The sequence below is a fragment of the Herpetosiphon llansteffanensis genome (genome assembly GCF_003205875.1).
Taxonomy (GTDB): domain Bacteria; phylum Chloroflexota; class Chloroflexia; order Chloroflexales; family Herpetosiphonaceae; genus Herpetosiphon; species Herpetosiphon llansteffanensis.
The window spans coordinates 22,252-48,602 of the sequence record NZ_PUBZ01000076.1; the positions used below are offsets into that span (position 1 = coordinate 22,252).

The 26,351-nt window shown below is 51.0% G+C and carries 26 protein-coding genes; 5 read left to right on the plus strand and 21 right to left on the minus strand.

All coding sequences use genetic code 11. The features are described 5' to 3' along the window. Positions 1-12: 12 nt before the first annotated feature. The 11 genes from coaE to C5S61_RS04660 form a co-directional block, all read right to left on the minus strand. Entirely contained in the window at positions 13-621 is a 609-nt protein-coding gene (coaE, locus tag C5S61_RS04610) for a dephospho-CoA kinase (RefSeq protein ID WP_110513917.1), read from the minus strand. A 268-nt stretch (positions 622-889) separates the two neighbouring features. Continuing rightward, positions 890-2,839, minus strand: coding sequence for a ribosomal protection-like ABC-F family protein (gene abc-f / locus C5S61_RS04615; RefSeq protein WP_110513918.1), 1,950 nt, complete (start codon positions 2,837-2,839; stop codon positions 890-892). 175 nt (positions 2,840-3,014) lie between these two features. Then, the gene (locus tag C5S61_RS04620) at positions 3,015-3,695 is read right to left on the minus strand and encodes a response regulator transcription factor (RefSeq protein WP_054534225.1); all 681 of its coding nucleotides are present in this window, start codon (positions 3,693-3,695) and stop codon (positions 3,015-3,017) included. 40 nt (positions 3,696-3,735) lie between these two features. After that, positions 3,736-4,305, minus strand: coding sequence for a TlpA family protein disulfide reductase (locus C5S61_RS04625; protein WP_110513919.1), 570 nt, complete (start codon positions 4,303-4,305; stop codon positions 3,736-3,738). 8 nt (positions 4,306-4,313) lie between these two features. Continuing rightward, entirely contained in the window at positions 4,314-5,084 is a 771-nt protein-coding gene (locus C5S61_RS04630) for a tetratricopeptide repeat protein (protein WP_110513920.1), read from the minus strand. A 60-nt stretch (positions 5,085-5,144) separates the two neighbouring features. Continuing rightward, positions 5,145-7,490 (minus strand): heme lyase CcmF/NrfE family subunit, encoded by a 2,346-nt coding sequence (locus tag C5S61_RS04635; protein WP_110513921.1) that lies wholly within the window; start codon positions 7,488-7,490, stop codon positions 5,145-5,147. Between the two features lie 58 nt (positions 7,491-7,548). Next, a complete protein-coding gene (locus C5S61_RS04640) occupies positions 7,549-7,953 on the minus strand; it encodes a cytochrome c maturation protein CcmE domain-containing protein (RefSeq protein WP_110513922.1) in 405 nt (134 codons plus the stop codon). Further along, positions 7,946-8,170, minus strand: coding sequence for a CcmD family protein (locus C5S61_RS04645; RefSeq protein WP_110513923.1), 225 nt, complete (start codon positions 8,168-8,170; stop codon positions 7,946-7,948). The genes C5S61_RS04640 and C5S61_RS04645 overlap by 8 nt, the downstream gene beginning before the upstream one ends. Then, positions 8,167-9,129 carry a cytochrome c biogenesis protein CcsA gene (gene ccsA, locus C5S61_RS04650; protein ID WP_110513924.1) on the minus strand — a complete coding sequence of 321 codons (963 nt, stop codon included), beginning with the start codon at positions 9,127-9,129 and terminating at the stop codon, positions 8,167-8,169. Before ccsA ends, C5S61_RS04645 begins: the two co-directional genes overlap by 4 nt. A gap of 27 nt (positions 9,130-9,156) precedes the next feature. Next, the gene (locus C5S61_RS04655) at positions 9,157-9,849 is read right to left on the minus strand and encodes a heme exporter protein CcmB (protein WP_110513925.1); all 693 of its coding nucleotides are present in this window, start codon (positions 9,847-9,849) and stop codon (positions 9,157-9,159) included. Further along, positions 9,842-10,489, minus strand: coding sequence for an ABC transporter ATP-binding protein (locus tag C5S61_RS04660; protein WP_110513926.1), 648 nt, complete (start codon positions 10,487-10,489; stop codon positions 9,842-9,844). The genes C5S61_RS04655 and C5S61_RS04660 overlap by 8 nt, the downstream gene beginning before the upstream one ends. A 559-nt stretch (positions 10,490-11,048) precedes the next feature. On the opposite strand from C5S61_RS04660, the gene C5S61_RS04665 reads away from it, so the two are divergent. From C5S61_RS04665 to C5S61_RS04675, 3 genes are all read left to right on the plus strand, one after another. After that, entirely contained in the window at positions 11,049-11,933 is an 885-nt protein-coding gene (locus C5S61_RS04665; RefSeq protein WP_124033381.1) for a hypothetical protein, read from the plus strand. A gap of 205 nt (positions 11,934-12,138) precedes the next feature. Next, complete coding sequence (locus C5S61_RS04670) at positions 12,139-13,743, plus strand: hypothetical protein (protein ID WP_110513928.1); 1,605 nt, start codon at positions 12,139-12,141, stop codon at positions 13,741-13,743. Between the two features lie 108 nt (positions 13,744-13,851). Then, the gene (locus C5S61_RS04675; protein ID WP_110513929.1) at positions 13,852-14,340 is read left to right on the plus strand and encodes an HIT family protein; all 489 of its coding nucleotides are present in this window, start codon (positions 13,852-13,854) and stop codon (positions 14,338-14,340) included. A gap of 1 nt (position 14,341) precedes the next feature. On the opposite strand, the gene C5S61_RS04680 is transcribed toward C5S61_RS04675, so the two are convergent. Genes C5S61_RS04680 through C5S61_RS04705 form a run of 6 tightly spaced genes read right to left on the minus strand, consistent with a single transcriptional unit; the run spans position 14,342 to position 20,772 of the window. After that, a complete protein-coding gene (locus C5S61_RS04680) occupies positions 14,342-15,865 on the minus strand; it encodes a mechanosensitive ion channel family protein (RefSeq protein ID WP_110513930.1) in 1,524 nt (507 codons plus the stop codon). A 9-nt stretch (positions 15,866-15,874) separates the two neighbouring features. Beyond that, complete coding sequence (locus C5S61_RS04685) at positions 15,875-16,564, minus strand: CAP domain-containing protein (protein WP_124033382.1); 690 nt, start codon at positions 16,562-16,564, stop codon at positions 15,875-15,877. Further along, on the minus strand, positions 16,554-17,399 hold the full coding sequence (locus C5S61_RS04690) for a purine-nucleoside phosphorylase (protein WP_110513932.1): 846 nt from the start codon (positions 17,397-17,399) through the stop codon (positions 16,554-16,556). The genes C5S61_RS04685 and C5S61_RS04690 overlap by 11 nt, the downstream gene beginning before the upstream one ends. Positions 17,400-17,447: 48 nt before the next feature. Further along, a complete protein-coding gene (locus C5S61_RS04695) occupies positions 17,448-18,131 on the minus strand; it encodes a PH domain-containing protein (RefSeq protein ID WP_110513933.1) in 684 nt (227 codons plus the stop codon). Positions 18,132-18,187: 56 nt separating this feature from the next. Then, positions 18,188-18,949, minus strand: a complete 762-nt coding sequence (recO, locus tag C5S61_RS04700) for a DNA repair protein RecO (RefSeq protein WP_110513934.1) — start codon at positions 18,947-18,949, stop codon at positions 18,188-18,190. 11 nt (positions 18,950-18,960) lie between these two features. After that, positions 18,961-20,772: a helicase-associated domain-containing protein gene (locus C5S61_RS04705; protein WP_110513935.1), complete on the minus strand. Its 1,812-nt coding sequence runs from the start codon at positions 20,770-20,772 to the stop codon at positions 18,961-18,963. A gap of 84 nt (positions 20,773-20,856) precedes the next feature. Between C5S61_RS04705 and C5S61_RS04710 the strand changes: the two genes are divergently transcribed. Continuing rightward, a complete protein-coding gene (locus C5S61_RS04710) occupies positions 20,857-21,624 on the plus strand; it encodes a TerC family protein (protein ID WP_110513936.1) in 768 nt (255 codons plus the stop codon). A gap of 109 nt (positions 21,625-21,733) precedes the next feature. Next, positions 21,734-22,846 carry a calcium/proton exchanger gene (gene cax, locus C5S61_RS04715; RefSeq protein WP_110513937.1) on the plus strand — a complete coding sequence of 371 codons (1,113 nt, stop codon included), beginning with the start codon at positions 21,734-21,736 and terminating at the stop codon, positions 22,844-22,846. A 42-nt stretch (positions 22,847-22,888) separates the two neighbouring features. Here the strand turns inward: cax and C5S61_RS04720 are convergent, their stop codons facing one another. From C5S61_RS04720 to C5S61_RS04735, 4 genes are all read right to left on the minus strand, one after another. Beyond that, on the minus strand, positions 22,889-23,815 hold the full coding sequence (locus C5S61_RS04720) for an SDR family oxidoreductase (RefSeq protein WP_164689230.1): 927 nt from the start codon (positions 23,813-23,815) through the stop codon (positions 22,889-22,891). Next, positions 23,812-24,786: a phytoene/squalene synthase family protein gene (locus tag C5S61_RS04725; RefSeq protein ID WP_110513939.1), complete on the minus strand. Its 975-nt coding sequence runs from the start codon at positions 24,784-24,786 to the stop codon at positions 23,812-23,814. Before C5S61_RS04725 ends, C5S61_RS04720 begins: the two co-directional genes overlap by 4 nt. Before the next feature lie 86 nt (positions 24,787-24,872). Further along, positions 24,873-25,793 carry a MerR family transcriptional regulator gene (locus C5S61_RS04730; protein WP_164689231.1) on the minus strand — a complete coding sequence of 307 codons (921 nt, stop codon included), beginning with the start codon at positions 25,791-25,793 and terminating at the stop codon, positions 24,873-24,875. A 17-nt stretch (positions 25,794-25,810) separates the two neighbouring features. Next, positions 25,811-26,341 carry a beta propeller repeat protein gene (locus C5S61_RS04735; protein ID WP_110513941.1) on the minus strand — a complete coding sequence of 177 codons (531 nt, stop codon included), beginning with the start codon at positions 26,339-26,341 and terminating at the stop codon, positions 25,811-25,813. Positions 26,342-26,351: the final 10 nt, after the last annotated feature.

Here is a 26,351-nt window from a genome sequence, read left to right on the forward strand (position 1 = left end):
TCCTTACTATGGTTAATCATGGCGTTGAATCGCCAAAAATGCTTGTTCAACTTGGCGGCGTGTATCCGCGAGCGAACCGCTATTATCAATTACAACATCAGCATGGGCGATTTTATCGGCCTGACTATTTTGAGCATTAATCCGTAGCAAGGCTTCGGCTTCGCACATTCCACGGTGTTCGATCAAGCGGGCCAATTGGATAGCTGGGTCGGCGCTCACCACCCAAACTGCATCACACATGGCCGGATAGCCACTTTCGATCAGTTTAATTGCATCGATCACGACGACTTTGGTTTGCAATTGCTGTTGGGTTTCCAGCCAAGCCAGAATGTATTGGCGCACTGCTGGATGCACCAAGGCTTCCAACCGCCGCAATTGGGCTTGATCGGCAAATACGATTTGGCCAAGGGCTTGGCGATTAATTGGCTGGCCCAACGTTTGGTTTTGCACAATTGCTAGACCAAAGGCTTCAACGATTGGCAGATAGGCGCTACCGTCAGGCGCTTGTACTTGATGCACCACTGCATCAGCATCACAAACCGCTGCGCCTAATTCTTGCAGCATCGCCACAACCGTGCTTTTGCCACATGCAATATTGCCAGTTAATCCAATTCGATACATACAAGCCCTTAATAAAGGATGAATTATGAATTATGAATTATGAAGTTTTTAACCACGAAGGACACGAAGAGCACTAAGGCACTAGGCTTGTGGCACTAAGCTAGCGGAACAATTGTTGGTATTTTCAAACAATCTCCGCTAGCCGATAGCCTTCATCCTATAGCCATAACTCTCTGCGCCTCTGCGTTAAAACCTTCGTGCTTTTGATTTCTGCCTTCTGCCTTTTGATTTAGCCTTCATCCCTCATAATTCATCCTTCATAATTTACTTAGGCTCCGACTTCCTCGGCCAATTGCTCCCAGCGGGCATACAAATCGCAGAGTTGCTTTTCGAGCGCGGCGTATTGGCTACCAAGCTCGCCAATTTTGCGTGTATCTTGCTTGGTTGAGGCCTGCATAATTTCTGCATCAAGCGCAGCTTTGCGTTGCTCCAATGTGGCAATTTCACGCTCAAGATTTTGCAGTTGGCGTTTGGCGCTGGCTGGCACTGGCGTGGGATTAGCTTTGTTGGCCTTGGTTTGGCGCTCGGCGGCGCGTTTGGCCTCGATGGCGGCGGCTTCAGCAGCGCGGCGTTCGTTTTCACGCTGGGCTGCTAAGGCCGAATAATTGCCCGGGAAGCGGGTAATGCTACCATCATCATTCACCAACCACAAGGTATCAGCAACCGCATCAATAAAATAGCGGTCGTGCGAGACAAAGAGTAATGTACCATTAAAATCATTAAGTACACCTTCAAGTGCTTCGCGGGCCTGAATATCCAAGTGGTTGGTTGGTTCGTCGAGCATCAAAAAGTTGCCGCCGTTGAGCATCAACTGCGATAACGCGACGCGCGAACGCTCGCCCCCAGAAAGATCGCGAATTTGCTTGAACACATCGTCGCTGGTAAACAAGAAGTTGCCGAGCATTGTGCGCGCGCGGGTTTCGCCCATTTGCGGGTTATGGCGCAGCACTTCATCTAAAATCGTATTTTTGAAATCAAGCCCTTCGTGGCCTTGAGCATAGTAGCCAAGTTGCACATTGGCCCCAACCTCAAAGCTGCCAGCGAGCGGCTTAAGTTGATCAACCACGGTTTTGAGCAAGGTTGATTTGCCGCTGCCATTTGGCCCAAGCAACGCCACCCGTTCGCCACGCATCACATACAATTCATCAAATTGCAATAGAGTGGTGTTTTGGCCGTTCTCGGTGTAGCCAACGCCAAGTTGCTCTAAAGCCAGCACCACATCACCAGAACGAAGATTGGTCTGCAAAGCAAATTTCAACTCTTTGCGACGTTGCGGGCCTTCTATTGCCTTGACATGGCCGTGAATGCTATTCCAGCCTTCTTTGAAGCGGTTGAGCCGACGTTCGCGGCCTTTGGCTTCGCGCGCGCGCACCCCAGCCTTGAAGCGCCGAATAAACTCTTCGGTTTTGGCGATCATCTGCTGTTGGGCTTCAAATTCTTTGGCCAACCGTTCCATGCGTTCAGCTTTAATTGTTTGATATTTTGAATATGAGGCGGCGTAATCTTGCAAGCGGCCCCATTCCATTTCCCATGTGCGGTTTGAAACGCGGTCGAGGAAGTAGCGGTCGTGGGAAATAACGATTAATGTGCCATCCCATTCGCGCAAAAAGCTTTCGAGCCATTCCAAGGCCGCCATATCGAGGTGGTTGGTTGGTTCATCGAGCAAGAGAATATCGGGATCGCCGAGCAACGCCACTGCCAGCGCAGCGCGGGTACGTTGGCCACCGCTAAACTGAGCGATTGGCTGCGTCCACTGGGCATCAGTAAAGCCAAGCCCTTGAATGGTGCGGGTGATGCGATGTTCTTTTTCGTAGCCGCCAGCATGCTCATAGCGATGTTGCAACTCGCCATAACGCTCCATTGCCTGCTCCCACTGCGGATCATCGGGATTGGCGATGGTTACTTCGAGCTGGCGCATTTCATCTTCGATGCTGCTCAGGGCGGCAAAAGCGGCGTGCGCTTCGCGCTCCAAGGTCGAATTGGGGGCAAACGTCGCTTCTTGGGCTTGATAGGTGACGCGCAAACCGCGTGAGCGATGCAAGGCACCTTCGCTGGCGCTATCGATGCCAGCAATAATTTTCATCAACGTCGATTTACCAGCTCCGTTAACCCCAACTAAGGCAATTTTATCGCCACGGGCCACTTGGAACGAAATAGCTTGAAATATTTGATCGGCTCCAAACCATTTGCCGAGATCATTTGCAATTAAGACAGACATTAGCGGATGCTCCTCAAGGTTTTCCCCATGATACCATTGCTTTAAGTTTTGGCTATCAGTCTTGAGGAGCACGCCTACTTGCTGCGTTCGGTCGAGCAGGAGCCGCTAAAATGCCAAAGCGGCGCGATCGTCGTTGATCGTGCCGCTTATTCCTCAAGCCACAAGCAAACCTGGTTTATTCGGCGAGTCGGTAGCCAACACCCCATTCGGTCAGCAGAATTTTCGGCTGACGGGGGTTGTCTTCTAATTTGCGCCGTAAATGCCAGATATACACTTTCAGCGAATCGTGATCTGATTCTTTGCCACTGCCCCAAATCGAGCCAAGCAATTTTTCGTGGGGCACAACTTGGCCAACGCTATCAGCCAGCAAAATCAACAACTGATATTCGGTTGGCGTGAGATCGATCACTTTATCTTTGACTTTCAACTCGCGGCGTTGACGATCGAGCACCATCAAGCCTTCGCCAGCGGTGATAATTGGCCGTTGCGGTGGAATTCGGCGCAACAAGGCGCGCACGCGGGCCAGCAGTTGGCTTGGGCTATACGGCTTGGTCATATAATCATCGGCACCGCTATCCAAGCCCGAAACGATTTGTTGGTCTTGAATGTTGGCCGTGAGCATCAGAATTGGCACATTGCTGAACTCACGAATCCGTCGACAGGTTTCGTAGCCGTCCATGGCTGGCAACATCACATCCAAAATGATTAAATCGGGTGTGAGCGAGCGGACATACTCGATGGCAGTTGGCCCGTCGTAGGCAATTTGAACCCGATATTTTTCCATGGTTAATTGCAACGAGAGCAACTGGGCTACATCGGGTTCATCATCTACAACTAAAATTAATGGTTGTTCCATACGTGAGAGATCCTCTCCAAAAAAACACTAACCCGATTTTTTAGGGCAATAATTCTGATAATACATGATCCATCTCAGTCTCGGTAATCGCATTAATCCGAGTATACCGAATAATCCCTTCAGAATCAATAAAAAAAGTCACTGGAATATTAAAAATTCCAAATGCTTGTTGGGCAACCCGCTCGTTATCGAGCGCAATCGGGTAGGTTACAGCATAACGTTGAATAAAGCGCCGAATTTCCTGATCCTTATCTTGATCGGTCAGGTTGATGCCGACGACGGCGATTTTATCACCATAGCGCTCGGCTGTGCGCACTAAAGCTGGCATTTCTTCCTTGCATGGCTCGCACCACGAGGCCCAAAAATTAATAATTAAGGGCTTGCCACGGTATTCGGTTGGGTTAAAGCTGCCGCCATCAACCGTTTTGAGCACCATAGCAGGCACTGGGCGGTCAATGCCCACCACGGTTTGCGGTTTATTACTATTGCCACTCGTTAAGATTGCCACCGTCGCAATAACGATAATCGCGACAACAATCCCTGCGCCAAGCCAAAGCCATTCTTTGCGCGAAAGGCCTTGCTTGACGCTTGTTTCTGGTTCGCTGGTCATAATTGCTCCTAGGGCTTGGCTCCATCAAGCAGGCTCTGGGCTAGTTGAGCCTGGATGCTATTGGGGCCAAGTTCAATCACTTTGCGCCATAAACGCTCGGCATCATTCATGCGTGGCTCTGGCAGCAGGGCATACACTCGCCCGACATTCAGCAACACCAGCAAGGTCTGATCATCTTGAGCCAAGGCGGTTTCAGCCTCGGCCAGCGCTTGTTCGCTATAAAATGGGTTGCCAAAGCCAATGCCATAACGCGCCAAGGCTACCGCCCGATCCGAACGGACTAACGGCTGGAAGTTATCCAAGGCCAAGGCTTGCGAATAGGCATCACTGGCTTGAATCCAACGGCTGAGGTTTTGCACGTAGGCTTGGCCGTTGGGCGCATGCTCATAAATCATCTGAATAAAATCATAATGGGCATGGCCAAGCATAATCCAGCCATTGGGATCACGCGGGTTTTGGTTGATGACGCTTTGGGCCTGTGATGTGCTGGCATCAAGCGCCAAGAGTTGGTCGCGCACGTTGGGATCGCTAATTTCGCTCAGAATTGCCGAAGCAAACAGCGGCATTTCTTGCGGCGTTCTCTCAGCTGGGGGGCGCGTATTAACCCAAATCAACCCGCCAGTACCAACCAGTACCAGCACAGTTGTGACAACCAAAACCAGCCAACCATTCAGCCAGCGCCAACGGACTGCACGCTCAACATCAATTGGTTTAATCGGTGCATTGCCGCGCCGAGGTGGCAGCGGACGATAATCTAATTCATCGGGTTGTTCCGACATGCTTTTAAACTCACTCGCTGCGGATGCAAGCAGCGCCTACATCCGCAGCGTTTACTACAATTAAGCGGCTTGGGTTGCGGCCTCAGGCACGCTTGCTTGGGCGCGCTTTTTGGCGGCATGTTCGATAAAGCGGCGCGTGGCAGCCAATGAGCCACCAAGCGTCATCACAACTGTGCCAACCCAAACCAAGCCAACCGCCGGTTTGGTGCTGACAAAAATATCAGCCCGTTCTGGTAAGATTGGCAAATTGAGGCCAACGATTTGCAATTGTACTTGGCGATTTTCCAAGCTCAGCGCTGAAATCAGCACTTGATTGCCATCGGCCAAGGTATATGGCTCTGGTTGGTTGCCAACCTCAGCAATCGCCCGCAAACCTGGCTCGATTGTGGTGGCGTTGCCAGCTTTATCGTAGAAGGTCAAACGCGCTTTGATCGTAATTTCATCGGTGTTGGTTTCAGCGCCAGTGTGGCCTTCGGGCAGGCTATAATCGAAGTTTTGAAACACAAAAGTATACGGGCCAACGCTGCCTTTTTGGCCTTGAGCCAAGGTCAGTAAATTGGGGTTGCTCTCGGCCAAATATTTACCTGGCGAGATATACAAATCGCCCCACCATTCGCGAATAATTGCCGGATTGCTGATCCATTGGCCATCGCGTGGGTTGAGATACAGCTGCGGTGCTGCATCTTGCACTGCGCCATTCTCGCGTTGCACCGCCAAATCAATCACGCCTTTTTCAGCTCCTTGGTTGTTGGTGCGGGTGGCATAGCCTTCGAAGGTGATTTTATGGCCAAACGCGGTTTGGGTGGTGTTCAAGGGAATGGTCATGTTGATGTCGGGCGAACTGTAGGCCGACGAGCCGACAAAGCCAATCACCAGCAGAGCAGCGCCAATATGTGCCGCATAGCCGCCGATGCGCATCCAGCCGCCGCGCACTGTGCGCACGATCATCAAAATATTCACACCCAAGCCTAAACTTCCAAACCCAAGGTAGGCCAGCGACAGCGGTTTGCGCACACCGAGCAGCAAGCCAACCACCGTCGCAACTACGGCGAAAATGGCTGGCATGCGCAGGGCATAGATAAACTTGCGTGTGTTGCCACCGCGCCAGCCAAGCAACGGAGCCAACGTCATCAAGCCAATCACGACCAGGCCAAACGGCGGCGTGACCGTGCGGAAGAAGCTTGGTTGCAAGCTAAAGCGGCCATCTTGGCTAGCGGCAATATCAAAGGCTTTGGCAAAGGTCGTGCGTAGGCCATCGCGCAAGACGGGCGTTTGTGAAAACAGCGGCATCGAGGTGCCAATGCCCACAATCAGCGTGATAATCACAAAACAGAACATGCCAAGCACAAACAAGCTATCGCGCGAAAACAGATTTTCTGAGAGCTTGTTGATTGGGATGTCGCGCCAGCGTCGGAAGAAGATGCCCAGCGAAATAGCTAAGCCCAAAATCAACACTACCGCCATTGTGGTGCCAAGGCCATCCTCGGTAAATGAGTGCACCGAGAAATCGCCCAAAATTCCCGAACGCGTCAGGAACGAGGCATACATCACCAAGCCATAGGTGGCAATTGCAAGGCTGATGTTGGCGCGGCGCAAGCCACCATGGGCGCGTTGCACCAACATGCCGTGCAGCAATGCCGTTACGGTCAGCCATGGCAAGAGCGATGAGTTTTCCACTGGGTCCCAAGCCCAATAACCACCCCAACCAAGCGTTTCATAGGCCCAATAGCCGCCGAGAGTTAATGCAGTGGTCAGCACAACCCAGGCAGTAATTGTCCATGGCAAGGCAGCTTTGACCCACGCATCGTAATCGCGCCGCCACAGCCCAGCGATGGCATAGGCAAACGGAATTGCCAACAAACCATAGCCCAAGAACAAAATTGGCGGGTGAATCACCATCCATGGGTTGTGCAGCAGCTCGTTCAAGCCGCGCCCATCTTCTGCATAGATGATTTGTTTGGCAACATCGAAGCGCAGAGCAAATGGATTGTTGATCAGCATAAAGCTGATAATCGCCACCTGCACTGCCATCAAGGGCATCAGCACAAACGGCTCAAACTCGCGCGAACGCCGCAGCAGCAATGGCGCTGCCAATAAGCCAACCAAAGCCCAAATCATAAATGAGCCTTGTTGCCCAGCCCACAGCGCCGAAAGTTTGTAGCGCAGTTCTAAATCGTTCGATGAGTAGTTATAAACATAATCAAACTCATAGCGCCCAAAATAGAACAACGCCAAAAGCAACAGCGCTGCCACAACGATCGCAACGGCGGCAATTCGCACGCCCCAACGCCCCCAACTCAAGGCGGTGCGCTGGCCTGCAATGAGCAACATATAGGATGTGGTTGCAGTAAACGTGGCAACTAAAGCCACCACCAGCAACAATGTGCCAAACATAAACAAATTCATGGACAATCCTCAGGATTTGATTTGCTGGCTTGACCCAAACAGGCGCAAGCCATCCGAGCTACTTGGCAGCTTGGGTATCTTCTTGATACTTCGATGGGCATTTGACCAACAAATCGTCGGCGACAAAAATGCCTTGGCTTTCATCGAATGCGCCAATCGCCACCACACTAATCGCTTGATCAAAGTTGCCTGGCTTGGGCTGGCGATACAGCACTTCAATTGGCTGTCCCATTTCATCACGCATGGTAAAGCGGAATGCGCCCGCTTCAACTGTGCCTTGGTTTTGGGGGTAGCCCATCACTTGGACGTTGCGTCCGCTGGCTTTGGCTTCGCTCACGTTGACATAGGGCGTAAGCGAATCGCCCATCGAGGTAAAGCCCAACCAGCCAGCCAAGACTAGCAGCGCGATTCCGACCATATGCAACGGTTTAAGCCGAAAACGAGGAGTTGTTGCTTCAGACATTGCTGGTTTCCTTTCGTTCGGGGTTGACCCGTTCTGGCCGAATCGGCGTGTTGGTTGCTTCGGTGCTTGGGTTGGCTTGATGTTCTTGCAAGGCTTGGCGCAAGGCTTTGGCTTGGCGGTCAATTTTCAGCAAATAGGCAAAAATGCCCAGCCAAACCACCAAGGTCACTGCCGCCGCCACATACATGGCTACGCCTGGGTCGGTTAATCCGTTCATATCGTAATTCCTTGTTGTAGTAATTGTTCATTGATGTCGAGCACATCGGCGCGTAACCACCAGAGCCAGAAAAACAGCAGCGTAAAGCCAAATAAGCTGGCAAAGAAGGTTAGCAAGGTGCGTTGCTCGGTCAGCAGGCCAATATTGCCTGTGTTGGCAATTGCAATTTCAACCATTTGGTTGCCCGGCTCGCCTACCAAGCGTTTGATTTGCACATCGCGCAGGGTTTCAGGCAAGCGCTCAATCGTTTCGGGCTTGTTGCTAGCCCGATTAAAAGACGGTTTCAGGGTGTAATTTGTGCCATTCGATAAAATACTGACCGTGGCAACCGTCAGATCAGCTTGTTGCTCGATGCCCAACAATTCAACTTTGAAATCCTCAACCGTGCCGATAATTCGCCCATTTTCGGTCAATTCAATGCCTTGACAGTTGGGCGTATTCAAAATCGCACAGTTTGGGTGCAGCGTATCATCAGTGACCCGTGGAATCACAAAGATCAAAAATGGAACGGCCACAAAGGCCAGCAGGGCATAGATCGAACCAAGGTAGCGTTGGCGTTGACGATCTTCAATCGACGTTCGCAAGGCAAAATAGGCAGCGTAAATGAGCATCAAAGCGGCAATTGCGGTTTCGCGTGGGTCCCAATTCCAGTAGGTTCCCCACACAACTTTGGCAAAAATCGCTCCCGTAACGGTTGCTAAAACACTGAAAATCAAGCCCAATTCTGCCGCAGCCAAGGCCAAGGCATCGTCGCGAGCACGGCCATGGCGCAAGTAGCGCCAGCTATAAATTGCCGAAAACAAAAAGGCGACGCTGGTCAGCCAGCCCGTTGGCACGTGCATAATCACAATTCGTCCAACGTTGCCCAAGCCCTCGTGAGCCGGCACCCACAAAAACATGGCCACGGCGACCATTCCCAGCCAAATTCCAGTAAACCACTTAAAGGTTGTCGCAAGCATGCTTAATTGTTCCCACCATGAGAGCGTTTATGCTTCCCAAACTCGTTCAAAAAGCCAAAGTGCAGCCACATGTTCAGCAATGGTATAGGCCGCAAGCAATTGTAAGCCGCTGCCAGCAGAGGCCCATGTGCCGCCGCTGAGCGCTAATTCGGTTGTTTCAACCGCAATAATCAAAAGTGGTAGTACTAAGGGAAAGGCCAAAATCGTAAACAACGAGCCTTTACCATCAGCTTTGGCTACCAAGGTTGCCAAAATCGTCGTTGCCCCAGCGAGGGCCAAGCCGCCCAAACTGAGCGTGGCCAGAAACAAGCCAACTTTGGCAATCGTGACATTCAACAAGCCAAGAAAGAGCAGCGTGACGAGCGTTTCGAGCAAGGCCAAAATCAATAAATTGACCACTAATTTGCCCAAATAGACTGCCAGCGCTGGCACATTCAAGCGCAATAAGGTTGCGGTATGAGCCTCTTCCTCACGCACAAATGTCCGTGATAAGCCATTCATCGCCGCAAAAAAGATCGCAATCCACAAGAGCACTGCCAAGGTTGCTGCCGAGCGCGGGTCGCGGCTCAGGCCCAACGGCCCTAAACGAAAGCTGACCATCACGGCGGTTGTTACTGCAAACAACGCCATTGCATTGAGCGCATAACGGGTGCGCAGCTCGATTTGTAAATCTTTGTAGGCAACGGCCCATGCAGCCTGCCAAAATGCTGGTTTAGCCACGGGCGGCTGCTCCTACAGTCAAAACAAGATCAGCCCATACTGCATCGCGCTCATCGTTGGTGGCCAAAACGGTAAGGCCATGCTGGCGCTGTTGCGCAACCAGTTGGGCCACAAATTGGCGACCATGCTCATCGAACATGGCGGTTGGCTCATCGAGCAGTAACACTGGCGGCTTGGCTAACAGGGCAATTGCATATTTCAAGCGTAGCGCCATGCCCGATGAAAAATGCGCCACCCGCTCAAGCTCGCGCCCAGCCAACCCAACATGGGCCAATAGCTCGCGCCAATAGGCTTCGTCGGCAGCCAAACCACGGGCTTTGGCCAGAAATTGCAAATGTTCCAGCGCACTCAATTCACGGTACAAGGCCACATCCGGCCCAACAAAGCCAATCCATGGCCGCATGGTGTTTGGGCTATAGGTTTGGCCTTGCCATTGATACGAAATTGTGCCAGCACTTGGGCGTTCGAGGCCACATAACAGGCGCAAAAAGGTCGATTTGCCCGCGCCATTCGGGCCACGCACGGCCAAAACTTCGCCCCGATGCAATTCGCCCGCCAACTGGTCGTAGACCGGGCGGGTGCTGTAGGTTTTGGCAAGTGCTTGCCAGCTCAGTTGGAGCGCCGCATCTGTTCGATTCATCACAGAGTCTATTGTATCATAGCCAATTGGCGCTTTGATGCTCTGTAGCTTAGGATTTCAGGTTGGGTTCTTTAAGGGGAAGATTAACATTTAACTGTCTAGATAGATTGTTTTTTTGGGCCATTTGTCCTATAGCGGGTGTAGTTCTCATCGGCAATACTAAAAGTCTAGACCTACTAGCCAATTGAGGAGGACCTCTATGAACAACAGGCGGCTGGCCCTGTTAATGAGTTTGTGTGCAGTATTATTTGGCTTTGCTGTGGCCAAACAACCTGTATTAACAAGCGCTAAAGTCCTATTAACCCAAACCCCATCAGGTAGTACTATAGTACCATCATTGATGGTTACTCCTACTGCAACGGCTACCCCATGCCCAACCTACTATCCGCTTAATAGTGAAACTGAGGCTCATGCTCCGAATGTGAGTCCAACACGAACGACAGTACCCACGCCAAATTACCATCCTTGTTATGTACATCCGGCTCTGGTTCTTAGTGGACCTAGCCAAGTTCAAGTTGGGCAATTGTTCACCTTATCGATTGCCTATGAAAATATTGGCATGCAACATACAACGATTCGCTTGAACGATGATTATCTAGCCCGCTTCGATCCACCATTAACCATGCCATGTAAATACGATCAACATCCAACCCGCTGTCAGAGCATTACCTTGCGTGCTACCAGTGCTGGTGTTTTGGTAATCGATGCGCAAGCAAGAGGCGAATCGTTTAATAATGGCTGGTTCTGGAGTACGGCAAGTGCCAAAACTCCTTTGACCATTAATATTGTCGATCCAAATGCTACGCCAACACCAACCGCAACGTGTATAGTACAGACAACAGTACCCACAGCGTATACTGCAACGCCAACACCTGCTGGCCGCCAAGCACCACAGTTGACCCAAACACCAACACCATGTCTTGCAACGCCAACGTTTACCCCAACGCCAACGGTAAATGGCTATGTTTGCGATAGCACTCCAGGCGACAATCACCAAGGCCGCGTACCCCAAATAACTCAACCACCATGTACGCCTGTGCCAACACCAGTGAGTGCTAGCCCAACGGTTACGCCAATTGTTAAGGAGTTAATTCTGAGTGCGCCAATGCTGGTTAATGTTGGCGAGCCATTCAGCCTAACAATTCAGTATGTCAATATTGGTGCGCCTTATACCGGGATCACGCTCAGTCCAACTGGAACGGTGCAATTCGATCCGCCATTGACGATGCCGTGTAAATTCAATGAGCATCCAACCCAATGCCAAACGATTGGCTTACGCGCCATTGCGCCTGGCACAATCGAAATTAATGCTGGCGCGACGGGCGAGGTCTTCGTTCCTGGCGTTGGCTGGTATTGGGGTAGTGCGCAGGCGCGCAATCCGATCACCGTGCAAGCGCTGGTTCTCGACCAAAAAGTCTTTATCCCGATCGTCAAAACCCAATAGCACGCTGATTGAAGGCTGCGCAACCGATCGTCGTTATGGCGATCGGTTGCGATTTAATGAGCTAAGTTTCAGGGTCGTTTAATGGATTTTTAATATCTATATTGCTAGATAGTGCAATTTTTGGGCCATTTGTCCTATAGCGGGTGTAGTTCTCATCGGCAATACTAAAAGCCTAGACCAATTTTCCGAATTGAGGAGGACTCTTATGAACAACAGGCGGCTGGCCCTGTTAATGAGTTTGTGTGCAGTGTTATTTGGCTTTGCTGTGGCCAAACAACCTGCATTAACAAGCGCCAAGGTCTTATTAACTCAAACCCCATCAGGTAGTACTATAGTACCGTCCGTGACGGTTACTCATACTGCAACAGCTACCCCTAGCTGTTTTCCACGGGGCGAGAATAGCCAAGCGCGGGTTCCTAATTTAACCCCTACGCTTCCGCCTAGCGGCACGCCAACAATCACCGCAACCGCCGATCCCTGTTTCGTCCAACCTGAACTGATCTTGAGTGGCCCAAGCCAAGTGGTGGTTGGCCAAGTCTTTACCCTATCGATTCAGTATATCAATCTTGGCATGCCCTACGCCAGCATCGGTTTCAACAATGCTAATTTGGCGCAGTTTGATCCAGCCTTGACCATGCCCTGTAAGTATAACCAGCACCCAACTGGTTGTAGCAGCATCACCATTCGTGCTACCAATGTTGGTACATTGGTGATTAATGCAACTGCTACTGGCGAATCATATAATCATGGCTGGTATTGGGGCTGGGGTTCGGCCCGCGCGCCACTCGCGGTCACAATTATTGACCCGAATGCTACGCCAACCTTTACCCCAAGTAATCCATGTATTACGCCAAGCGGTACGCCGACGTTTACGCCAACGCCAAATCTGGGGCAACGCCAAGCACCGCAGTTGACCCAAACGCCAACCCCAAGTAACCCATGTGTTACGCCAACGTTTACGCCAACGCCAACCGGAACGCGTACGCCAACGCCAACGTTCCCAGCGTATCCATGCTATACGCCAACGACGCTGCCAATGCAACAAGCGCCCCAAGTGACGCAAGCGCCTTGTACGCCAACGCCAACAGCGAGTGTTCCCTGTGTTACGCCAACGCCAAATTTGGGGCAACGCCAAGCACCGCAGTTGACCCAAACGCCAACCCCAAGTAACCCATGTGTTACGCCGACGTTTACGCCAACGCCAACCGGAACGCGTACGGCAACGCCAACGTTTCCAGCGTATCCATGCTATACGCCAACGACGCTGCCAATGCAACAAGCGCCCCAAGTGACGCAAGCGCCTTGTACGCCAACGCCAACGTTTACGCCAACGCCAACCACCGTGGTTACGCCATGTCCAACCAATTTAGCAGTCAATGCGAGCCCATGTCCTGGAACGCCAATCCCAACGACTGCTAGCGGTAGCCCGACGGTTACGCCAATTGTTAAAGAGTTAATTCTGAGTGCGCCAGCGCTGGTTAATGTTGGCGAAGCCTTTAGCCTGACGATTCAGTATGTCAATATTGGCGTGCCCTATACCGGCATCACGCTCAGCCCAACCGGCACCGTGCAATTCGACCCGCCAATGATCATGCCGTGTAAATACAATCAGCATCCAACCCAATGCCGCACGATTGGTTTACGCGCCGTTGCACCTGGAACGATCGAAATCGATGCTGGGGCAACGGGCGAAGTCCCAGTTGATGGTGGTGGCTGGGCATGGGGCAGCGCCCACGCGCGCAATCCTATTACCGTGCAAGTTCGCGACCTCGCCCATAAACTCTTTGTTCCTATGGTCAAAACGCAATAGAACATTGATTCACGCATGCCCAACCGATCGTCATAACGACGATCGGTTGGCGTTTAAGCAGCAATTCTCGGCTACAATGGCAGCAGTTCTTTGCTTTTGGAGGTTGCAATGGAGATCAAATGGACACCATGGCGTGGGCAGTTTGTCAAAGGCGAAACGCCCAAAGATTCGCGCTGCGTGTTGTGCGTAAAGCATGAAGAATCAAATGATGCTGAAAATCATGTGCTCTATCGGGGCCAATTTAGCTATGTGCTGATGAATTTGTATCCTTATAATCCTGGCCATTTGATGATTGTGCCCTACGCCCATACCAACGATTTTGCCAACCTACCAGCTGCAACTGCCGCCGAAATTATGCATTTGACGCAGCGCTCAGCCACAATTTTGAGCACGGTGATGAATCCGCATGGCTACAATTTGGGCATGAATTTGGGCCGACCGGCAGGCGCAGGTATTGACGAACATTTGCATATGCACATTGTGCCACGCTGGAACGGTGATACCAACTTTATGCCATTAATTGGCGGCGTGAAGCTGATCCCCGAAGCCATGGATGATACCTACGCCGCCTTGGTTGGCCATTTTCAAGCACTATAACTTATTTGCTCAAATCGATGAGGACATCGCGAATCCGCTCGGTGATTGAGCGGGCGGCAGGTGAGGGCGTGGCGCTTTGGTTAACCGATCGCTGCTGCTCAAGATAATTGTGGGTCGCTTGTTGACGCTCGGCAACCATCACGCCCAAACGTTCGGCCAACGATGGATTTTTGGCATACAACGGCGCTAAATCGTGGCGTTCAATCACAATCGTGCGCGTATCTTCTTCGGCAATCACGCTGGCCGAACGTGGCTCATCCATTAACATGCCACGTTCGCCAAACACATCGCCAGCGCCCAAATGCGAAACGACAATCGGCGGCTGATCGCCGTGGGCAACTTCGACCCGCACTTTGCCGCGCGTGATTGCATACAAAATATGTTCATGACGGCCTTGGTGGGCCAAGATTTCGCCACGTTCAAATAAGCGAATTTCCACATGCTCGGCTAAAAAACGCAATTCTTGTTCATGCATGCCATCGAGCAGCTTGATGCGGCGCAGGCGCTCGAAAATTTGTTCAGGGGTGTAATCAAGCCGTCGTTGGCGACTAGCCTGTTCTGGGCGGGTCAGCACCATCTCATTTGAGGCAAAATGAATGCCTTGGCGCTGAAAAACATACCAAATCCTGCTGAGCGCATCGCCTTGCAATTGAGGAAAATCATCGTAATTACTGATCCAACATTTAACTTCGTAGGTTGTCGAGAAGGCGGTGTAGTTGCGCACAAACACAAACGGTTCTGGTTGGGCAACAACGCCACGGCTCGAAAGCACTGCTTCTTTCAACAGTTCGCGCACCATCATCGGCGGGTGCATACAATCGACGGTGACCGCAACCCGCATTGCAACGGGCAAACCAGTTGCGCTCATATTGATAATTTGTTGTTGGGCAATAATTGTATTGGGAATGACAACCACTTGACCATCACGCGGCTTGACGCGAATCGCCCGCCAGCTCATTTCCAAAACGCGGCCATAGCCAGTTTGGGCATCGATAAAAATCCAATCGCCTGGCATAAAAGGCCGTTCCATTTGCAGCGCGATGCCCGCAATCACATTTTTGAGCAAATCTTGGAGCGCAAGCCCAACCACAGCGGTAAATACGGTTGAACTGAGCAGCACGGTGCCGATTTGTACTTGGAAGAAGTGACCAATACAAATCAGCAAGGTCATGAGCAGCACAAAGCCACGCGCAATGTCGCGCATCAAGCGTGGGATGGCATTGGGACGGCCATTGGCAGCCAAACGCCGCACCAGCAGTTGGTCGCCAATATGCAAAATCACAGCAATAATTGAAACCGTGACGATTGTTTGCAGAATTTTGGTAAGCAGCGGCCAGTGTTCGAGCTGTTGATCCGACCATAAGCCAACTAAGCCAGCAGCGCTGAGCGCCAAAAATTGACCAAGCATGTTTAAGCCGGTGATCAGCCCAACCCGCCGACCAAGCCGAATCAAAAGCCGCAACCCTGCATAGGTGCCAACTCCCCAGAGAATTGGCTGAATAATATGCTCGAACACACTCAACATAAAAACAGCTTACGGTTTTGGTTCAGCCATGTCAAGCACCCAATACGGGCGATCTTCAGCATAGGCAAGGCCGATGCCAACATGGCGATAGGCACAATTGGTAATATTGGCGCGATGTGGGCCATCGACAGGCTCATCCATCCATTGCGCTACTACTTCTTCTGGGGTTGCAAACCATGCAGAAATATTTTCGCCGCGGCGAATAAATTGGTAGCCTGCTTGCTCAAGCCGCTCGCTATAGGTGCGGCCATCGCTGCTGACGTGATCGATCTTTTGATGTTGGGCCATGTCGTCGGCGTGAGCTTGGGCGATGCGTTGCAAGCGTGGCTCAAACACCAAGGCCACACAATCGGTTTTTTGACGTTCGCGATTGACTGCCAGCAAGACATCGAGTTTCAGATCACCAGAGCTGGTAAGGCTATCGGTTACTTGGATAGTTGGCGATGTGGTTGGGCTGGCTTGGCTGGTGGCACTGGCAGCGAGGCTTGGTGTTGTGGTTGCTGCGATGGTTGTGGTTGCGCTTGGATCGGGCGTAATGCTAAAGGTTGGTAATGCACTCGGGCTGGTAGTTGGGTTAGTTGCGCTCTCAAAGCGAATCACCGTTCCATTGAGGCGTGGTGCAACCCACCACACCCCAATGATCACGCCAAGCACGAGGCCAAACAGCAATAAGCCAAGGCCGCGCAGACTATTTGCCATAGGCCGCAATTTGGCTGAGCACATCGGTAATCAATGCGCTAAACATAGGCTTGGCGGTTTCGCCTGCTTCCAGCACTTCCGCGTGGTTGGCTGGTGGAGCGTCGGGGTGGGCAATGTTGGTGATCAACGAAATGCCCAAAACGCGCATGCCACGATAGCGGGCCACAATTGCCTCGGGCGCGGTCGACATACCAACTGCATCAACGCCAATCCCGCGCAGATAGTTCATTTCAGCGCCAGTTTCAAACGATGGCCCGGCCAACATGGCATATACGCCTTCGCGAAGTGTTGCGCCAGCCCGTTCGGCGGCAGCTTTGGCCATCGCGCCTAGTTCTGCATCATAGGCGTTGAGCATGGCTGGGAAGCGTGGGCCAAGCGTATCGTCGTTGTGGCCACGCAACGGGTGAAATCCAGCCATGCCAGGCAAAAAGATATGATCGGCGATGCGCATTAAATCGCCAACCTGCCAATTGGCATTTAAGCCGCCAGCAGCGTTGGTCACAATCAGCGTATCTGCTCCCAAGGCACGCATTACGTGCACTGGCAAGGTCACTTCATCCATGCCATAGCCTTCGTAGAAGTGAAAACGCCCGCGCATGGCCAGCACTGAAACCCCGCCAAGCTCGCCTAAAACTAGTTCGCCGCGATGGCCGGGCACTGCCGAAGGTGCAAAGCCAGGAATATCGCTATAGGAAACAACAACTGGATTTTGAATATGGTCAACTAATTGGCTCAAGCCAGAGCCAAGGATAATTCCCACTTGGGGCACACGATCGGTATAACGACGAATGGCAGCGACCGCGCCATCGATTGCTTGAGTGCGGTTGGTGGTCATGAATTGAAATCCTTTGCAACAATAGCCACATTGCTATGGCCGCAGGCATTATATCCGACTTAGAATTTCGCGTTTTTTGGCTTCAAAATCAGCATCAGTAATTAAATTTTTCTGACGCAGATCGTTTAAGCGCAACAACAATTCTTCAACATCGTTATCATTTGGGCGTTGATAGGGTGGCACGAAATTTTTATAGGCATTAACCGATTGCATATACATCGCTGGTTCGCGATCATGCTCTTCTTTTGCGTTCAACATGGCGCGTTTAAATTCAAGTGGCGCGCGAATAAACGCAAAGAAGTTATCGCTGTTTTCATTGGCGGTTTGAACTTCAAGATCGCCATAATTAAACATGCGACCCATGAATGTTTGGCGCATTTGCACGTCGTTAATTTTATCGAGCGATGAATCGAGGCTCGCTTTATTAACGATGCCCCGGAGATGAATCACTCGCCGATCAGTTAATAAAAACTTCTCATTACGCCAACGAAGGAAATCGATCACAGCACTTGCCAAAATGAGCAAAATAATGGCAATTAAAATTACTTGCACATATGGTTGAATCGCTTGCCATTTGGCGCTCTCAAGTTTGGTAATAAAAAAAATCGCGGCAACCATAATTGCCATCACAACGACTTCAAAGCCAATGCGTCCCAAGAAAACGAACGGATGTTGATGGGCTTGATATTTAATCTCTTCGTTTTCAGCCAAGAGTTGCTCAACATAGCTCATTGGTTGTGCTCCTTTAGGGGGAATCGCGGCTAGTGTAGTGGTAAGCTATAGGCTTGTCAACCACGCACTAAATTGAGAAATTGGGTCGATTTTAGCTCACGCTCTAAAACTTGGCTCAATGAGGCTTTTAATACGGCCCGCGCTTCATGAACGGTTGCTGGCGCTGGCGCAAGGCTGGCGACAGTCTCTAAAGGCATGCGCGCCAAGTAGCGTAAAAATTTGAAGGTATTGAGATTGATCGGCAATGTTCGTGGCTCGCTGCTGGAACATTGTTGACATAAAACACCTCCAGTGATTGGGCTATAGCGATCGGCCTCTGGGCTAAGCTCGCGCTCACAATTGGCACAGTGAAATAGATGTGGGCGATAGCCTGAAAGAATCAGCGTGTGTAATTCATAATACCGCAAAATGACATCGCGGCGCACAACTTCATCCAATACATCGAGGGCTGCCAGCGTTTCGCATGTGAGCCGAAATAGCGCTGGATTATCGCTTTCGTCAACAGTCATTTGGTCGAGCAATTCGGCCACATAATAGCCTTGGCTGATGCGCGAAAGGTCTTCGCGCAGGCTGCGAAACGGCTGCACAACCCGACTTTCGGTTACAACATCGAACGAGCGGCCTTTGGCCAATTGCAAGCGCGTATGGATAAATAGCTCCAAATGGCCTGCCAGCTTGCTGGTCATTTTGCGCACGCCGCGCGCTGTGACGCTGAGTTTGCCATACTGCGGCGTGTAGATCGTCAAAATCCGATCGGCCTCGCCAACATCGGAGCGGCGAATAATCAGCGCCTCGGTGGTATATAATCGGTCGCGCATGCTGGCTCCTTCTAGCTTCGGTTAATGATCTGTAGCCATTGTTTGACGTTCGTTTTTAGCTGTTGGCGTTCGCTGCTCGGCAAAACATGCAGCACCCGCTCAATCAAGGCTTCGCTGACCAAACTTGGTGCTAAGCGCTGGATCGTCATCATTGCCGTGAGCAGCTGCTTAAGATCGTGGTCACTAATTCGTTGATCAAGCTCGCTGACTTGATTGAGTGCATAGCCAGCCTCGTGCAATTTGAGTGTCATCGCCGCCGCGTCAGCCAATTCAAACTCCCAGAGTTGCGGGCCAAGCTCTGCATAGGGCGGCAAATTTGGCAGCTTGGCAATCTCGCTGAGCAAACTTGTTTCGCTGGCCTCAAGCAACAAGGCTGGCCGAGCCAATAATTGCTGGCGGTCGCTTTGCCATTGCTGAAACAGGCTTTGCAAATCATGTGGCACTGGCCGATCGCACCAGCGCTGCAAAAATGCCTGCATTTGGCTGGCCTGAATGCCGCGTTGCAAGGCTTGGCTATACGAATGCGCGGTTAGCCGAACTAACATTGTGCCATGAGTATCAGTCGATTGCCACTCGGTAATGCGTTGAATTTGAAAGCGCGGCAATGGCTCGACAGTTGGTGGCACCCGAATTAAGCCATCGCTGGCAAGCTGAAGTTGGCCAGCAAATTGGCTTGGCTCATGCCCAGCATGCAGCAAATGACTCGCCCATTGAGTTAGCCGAAACGCCTGTGGCTGCTTCGTTTGATCAACATCAAGCAAGCCCAGCCAGAACAATGGGCCTTGGCAAGCAGCTTGAATCCATGCGCCTTCAACCTCGTTCCAATGCTGCCAGCCATTCAATGGCTCGCCATGCTGGTTTTCAACGCTTGGTTGCTCAAAATCGCTGCGCAAGAGTTCTGGATAGCTTGTTTGCATCTGTGCCAGTAAATCGTCAAAGCCTAACCATTGATCGCTTGGCGCAGTCTGTAAGCATTGCCAAAGCTGTTGGCGGGCGTTTTTTACATCGAATCGAGCTTGAAGCTGCAACTCGCTGAGGCTGAATTCATCAAAATCGCTGCCAAGCCAGCCATTGAAGAGCTGCTCAAGCCGTTGTTTGGGGCTTGCTTCGAGCCAATGCAATGGGTTTCCAGCCAGTTGCAATTGTTGATTATTGATGTGCAATAAGCCTGCTTCAAGCGCACAGCTCCGCAGCCAAGCCAATTGGCCAAATTGCCGCTCACTTGTTGGCGTAGAAACTGCTATGCGTTGACAGATTACCCGTAAGCCTTCCCGTTCAAGCTGCAATTGGCGCGTCAGTTTAAGCGCTTGCTGATAGCACACGGCCAAAACAGTGGTTAGCAAACTTTCAGTTTGGCTAAGATCTGCCTCGACCCAGGTGTTTGGACTGGCATGTTCGTGCCATGTTGGCAAACTTGGGGCCGAAACTGCTGGCAAAGCTTGCAACCAATCGCTAAAAATCACGTAATACTCGCCGTCTACAGCTTTGAGCGGCTGAATTAAGCCCAAAACATACAAGCGCTCAAGCACTGAAGCTTGGCCATGGAGGGCCAATAGATAGGCCCTAGGAGTGACAATATCACGATGTGAGCGAATTTTGCCATACTCGCGTTCAAGCGTTTTGGCCGCTAGCTTACCACCAGCAGCGATCACGCGATCCAACGCCGAACGTTCAGCGCTGGATAAACGTGCCACCAAGGCTTGAATTGCCGCTGGTTGACCAAGCTCGGCAGCATCGGCAACTTGCCACAAATGCGCCAGCACATGGCGTTCGCTGCTTGGCAGGCTGGCAAGCCAATCGATTGAAGCATGTGTTCGTATCATAAAGAAATTATACCCTTTACATTGCAGCATGATTGCATACAATTTGGAAGAATCCGTTTTCGCTAATTGAAGGAGCGCACCTGTATGGAATGGTTATCTGACCCGCAGATTTGGATTTCGCTTTTAACCTTGACACTGCTCGAAATCGTCTTAGGGATCGACAATATTGTCTTTATTTCGATCTTATCGGGCAAATTGCCAAAAGAACAACAAGCCAAAGCCCGCCAAGTTGGGTTGGCGTTAGCCTTAGTAACTCGGATTGGGCTGCTGTTCTCACTCAAGTGGGTTATGGGTCTTACCAACCCTATTTTTACGATTTTCAATCAAGCAATCTCAGGTCGTGACATGATTCTGATCACTGGGGGTTTGTTCCTCTTAGGCAAAGCAACCTTTGAAATTCACGAGCGCTTGGAAGGCAGCGAACATCACGAGCAAAATGTTAAAGCCAAATCATTTGCTTCAGTAATTGCCCAAATCTTGGTTTTGGATATTGTCTTCTCGCTCGACTCGGTGATTACTGCGGTGGGTATGGTTGATAATATTAGTGTGATGATTGCAGCGGTGATTATCGCCGTTGGCGTGATGTTGCTCTCAGCAGGTAAAATTAGCGATTTCGTCAACAACCACCCAACTGTCAAGATGTTGGCGCTCAGCTTCTTGCTCCTGATCGGGATGTCGTTGGTAGCTGACGGCTTAGACCAACATATTCCCAAAGGCTATATCTACTTCGCTATGGGCTTCTCGGTTTTGGTGGAAGTACTTAACTTGCGGGTTAAGAAAGCTACCCAAAAACCAGTTGAATTGCGCCAACCTTCGTATTTGCAAGAAGCCGTCGAAGAAAGCACCAAATAACCCACCCTTAAAAAGTTTGCTCAACAACAGCGTATTGGCACGTGTCGATACGCTGTTGGCGTTAAGCTGTTGTTTGCAATCGCCCTTGAGTAGTATGAGGTGATCCGCCATGAAACTGCGTTGGATTCATTACATGTTGTTGTTCGTACCGTTGGCAGTGGTCGCTGAATTCTTTCTGCATAATGACATGCTGACGTTTGTGGCTTCAGCCTTAGCGCTGGTTCCACTGGCGGGGTTTTTGGGCGAGGCAACCGAAGAATTGGCGATTCATACCGGGCCGAAAATCGGTGGTTTGTTGAATGCAACGCTTGGTAATGCCGCCGAGTTGATCATCACAATTGTCGCCTTGAAAGCTGGTAAATTTGAGCTGGTCAAGGCTTCAATTACTGGCTCAATTATCGGCAACTTGCTGTTGATCATCGGGTTTAGTTTTCTGCTTGGCGGCTTGAAAAACGGCAAGCAGAAGTTTGACCGTGGCCTGACTGGCATGTCGGCTTCGTTGATGACGCTGGCGGTGATTGGCCTGATTATTCCAACTCTGTTTGAATTATTCAAAGAAATTGCCGATCCCAACCTGACGCTTGATGTGTTTAAAACCCAAGTTGATGATCCGCAATTGCAGGCAATTTCGATTGGTGTCGCCGCCGTGCTGATTATTGTCTACATTTTGAGCATGATTTACATTCTGCGTGATGGCGATTCGGGCGCAATTTCGCATACTGGCTTTGAAGAAACCGACGAAATTGAAAGCCACAAAGCCAATATGAGCATCAAAACCGCAGTTGGCATTTTGGCCGTTTGTACCTTGGCAATCGTCTTTATGAGTGAATTTTTGGTTGGAGTGGTCGAGCCAGTGGCCCGTTCGTTGGGCGTGCGCGAGTTGTTCTTGGGGATTATCTTTATTCCGATTGTCGGTAATGTTGCTGAGCACTTGGTCGGGGTTCAGGCTGCACTCAAAAACAAAATGGATCTTTCAATGACAATCTCATTGGGATCAAGTACCCAAATTGCGCTGTTTGTTGCCCCATTGCTGGTGTTTATTAGCATGTTGTTTGGCCAACAAATGACGCTATTCTTTAGCTTGTTTGAAGTGATGGTGCTTGGCCTAAGCGTAATTATTGCCACCTTTGTTTCGATGGATGGTGAAAGCAATTGGCTTGAAGGCGCGATGCTGTTGGCGGTTTATATCATTGTCGGCATTGGCTTCTTCTTTGTGGGCTAAACCAAAACCCGCCTGTTGTAGCTCAACAGGCGGGTTGTTTTTTTAATGATGGCGTGCGCCATTGCGTTTTTTGATGTAGTCGATGCCATCGCGCAATGCTAGCGGCGGATGGCCAATTAATTGCTCGGTTGCCGATTGCGGCGCACTATTATCGAGGCTCAGCATCGTTAATTGAGCTGGCGTAACTGGCGGTTTGGGTAACAGTTTATCCATCATAAACACTGCTGGCTTCATCAAGGGCACTGGCACATAGATTTTGCTGCGTTTTTTGCCCAATTTTTGCATAATCAGATCAAGCATTTGCTCGTAAGTCAGGGCATCTGGGCCGCCCAACTGATAAATTTGCCCAATCGTGCTGCGATCATCCAAGGCTTTGATGAAGGCATCGATCACATCATCGCGCCAGACTGGCTGAAACTTGGTTTTGCCATCGCCAACCACTGGCACAAACGGCGCTGGGGCAATCATCAACGGGCGACGCACCAAATCGGCCAAGGTATTGATAAATTCATCGCCCTCGCCAAAAATCACCGACGGCTGAAACACCGTCCACTCTAAGCCGCTGGCCTCAACATATTTTTGGGCGCGAAATTTGGTGTCCATATACGGTAAATTGGGATCATTGACCACGCCAAGCGCACTCATATGCAAAAAGCGCTTGACCCCCGCTGCTTTGGCTGCATCGACGACATTGACGGTTGCTTGATAATTCATGCGCTCGAAAGTGATGCCGCCAGAACGTTCGCGAATAATTGCCACCAAATGAATAACCGTGCTGACCCCTTTCATGGCAGCCAGCAACGATTCAGGATCGCTCACATCGCCTTTGACGATGGAAATATTGCCAGCGACCAACTTTTGGGCTTTTTCCGGGGTGCGAACGAGCACCCGCACCGGCTCAGGGCGTTGGCGTAATTTTTCAATCAAGCGTGAGCCAACGTAGCCAGTGCCACCAGTTACTAAAATCATACATGCCCCCATTGATCAAGCGGAAACTCGCGGTTGAGCTTGCGCAAGCGCCAGAGAATTGTTGGTAAATAGGCTAATTTTGCCCCAAACGAAAGGCTTGCCCGCTGATTAAACACATCATAATCATTGCGCACAATCTGATCAAGAATCCCACGATAGACGGTTGCTGCGGTGGCCACCGCAAACCGCGAATCGGGGTGTAGCAGGCCAATGCCTCGCCAGCTTTCATCGTAAAGTTGATGGGCGCGCTGCATTTCGAATTGCAATAATTGCTGCATTTGTGGGCTGCGCACACCATTCAAAATATCAGCTTCGCGCACACCAAAGCGTTCTAAATCTTCTTTAGGCAAATAAATGCGGTTGCGGCGGGCATCCTCGCCAATATCACGCAAAATATTGGTCAATTGCAAAGCCACGCCCAATTTGATGGCATAGGGCACGGCTCCAGCCGCATAGCCAATAACTTGCATGCTCAGCAAGCCCACTACCGAAGCCACGCGATAGCAATAGAGCCAGAGATCAGCAAATGTTTCATAGCGATTAATCGAGAGATCCATCTCGACTCCGGCCAATAATTCGGCCTCTAGTTTGCTCGAAATTCTGAATTCGTTGCGCACATTGTGCCAGGCCAACGGCACGGGGTCGTCGTGACGGGGCGTGGAACGCAAGGTATTGAGCCAGTGTTGCAAGCGCTCTGGGGCAGTTTCTGGGTGCATGTCTACCAAGTCGTCGCTCGTTCGACAGAAAGCATACAAAACCCGAATTGCATCACGCTTACGGGCTGGCAACAATTGGGTACTAAAATAAAAACTCTTTGAATGCACATTGGTTAGTTCGGTACAATGGGCATAGGCATTATTGAGCCATTGGTTGCTGAGCTGATGTGAAACGCTCTCGGCAACCGTTGGAATAAATTGGGCTGGCAAGGTCAATCCAGCGCACATCTGAGGATCGAGCGAAGGCCAAGACATAGCACATCCTTCCTGCTACAGACTCACCATGGTTTGCTGTTAGGTGCTACGCAAACATTTCGGGTTTGGATGAGTCGGCGCAAGAATTAGGCCAATAATTGTTCGATGGTATCGCATGCTTGGTCGGCGTTGTAGCCCAAAAAGCTGCCAGGCAAGATTTTTTGCTGTTCTTTGCCGCTCAGCGCAGCCCCACCATAGCCAATAATCAGCGGTTTGGTCAGCTTATTCAGTTCCTGCAAAAGATGCGCTGCTTGGCTATAATTTTCTCTAGTGGTCGCGCTCAAGGCGACTAATTTTGGTTTCAAGCGTTGCACGGTATGCAGCAATTCTGAGGTTGGTAGGTTGCTGCCAAGATAAATCACGCGCCAGCCACGACGCATCAAAAAGAGCGCAACCATCATCACGCCAAGCTCATGTTGCTCGCCAGGCACGGTTGCCACAATAATCAAGCCGCGATTGGAGCGCGTGCGCGCTTGATGAATCAGGTTGCTTAATTTCAACGACATAAAAGCTGTGGCGGCATGTTCCTGTGAGATTGAAATCGTGCCTGCATGCCAACCATCACCAATTGCCACCATCACCCGTTCAATCACGTCAATACAGACGGTTTCAACGGGATACATGCTGAAGGCTTGGTTTAAAATCGCATCAGCTTTCAGCACATCGAAGCTGAGCAACGCTTGAACGCATTTGTTGCTGAGCTCTTGCAAGCCTGCTACATCATAGGTCGTTGACTGGTCGATCGTGCTGCCGGTTTGTAGCAAGGCGACTGCTTGGCTGATGGTCAAACCTGATTCAGTTTGTTGTCGCAACCAATCGATCAGCGCTATATCGCGTTCGGAATAGGCTCGTTGGCGGCCTTCGGTGCGCTCTGGGAATGGCACACCGTAGCGTCGCTCCCACGCTCGCAGTGTATCGGCGGCAACCCCAGTGCGTTGCACCACCGCTTTGGTGTTATACAACGGCTCTTGGTTAAATTGGCTAAAACGGTTGCTTATGTTGATCATAGGCTCCACTACCATCTTTATGAGATCACCCGCCCAATTGCCAAGGCGTTGATTGGCGCAAGCTGTTGTTTCAGAACTGTCCAGGTTCGGCCACGATCGCTTGAAACCCAAACTTCGCCAGCATTGGTGGCCGCATACAGGCTATCGATTTGATAGGCCACATGCAGCAAACAACTCCATTGGCCAACTTGGCCTAGCTGCAAGCTTTGCCAAGCAGTGCCATCGTTGCGCTCTAATTGGTTGGGATCGCTGGCAATACGAATGGTCGCCGCTGGTTGCCCAGCTAATTCCAGCTGCTGGCTTGGTAGGGGTGGCGCGGGCGTTGGCTCAAGCATTTGCCACGCTTGGCCGCCATCGTTGGTTTGCCATGCTTGCTCGTTGCTCCAAACCGTGGCTTGCATTGGTGCGTCTGCTTGGCAAGCAACGGCCCGAATCGCCTGATCAGCTAATTCAATGCCAACCGAAATCCAGCGATCAATTCGGCCAGGATTGCTGAGTAAGACCACGCCATGATCAGTGCCAATATAGAGTAATTGTGCTTGTGCCATCAGTTCGATC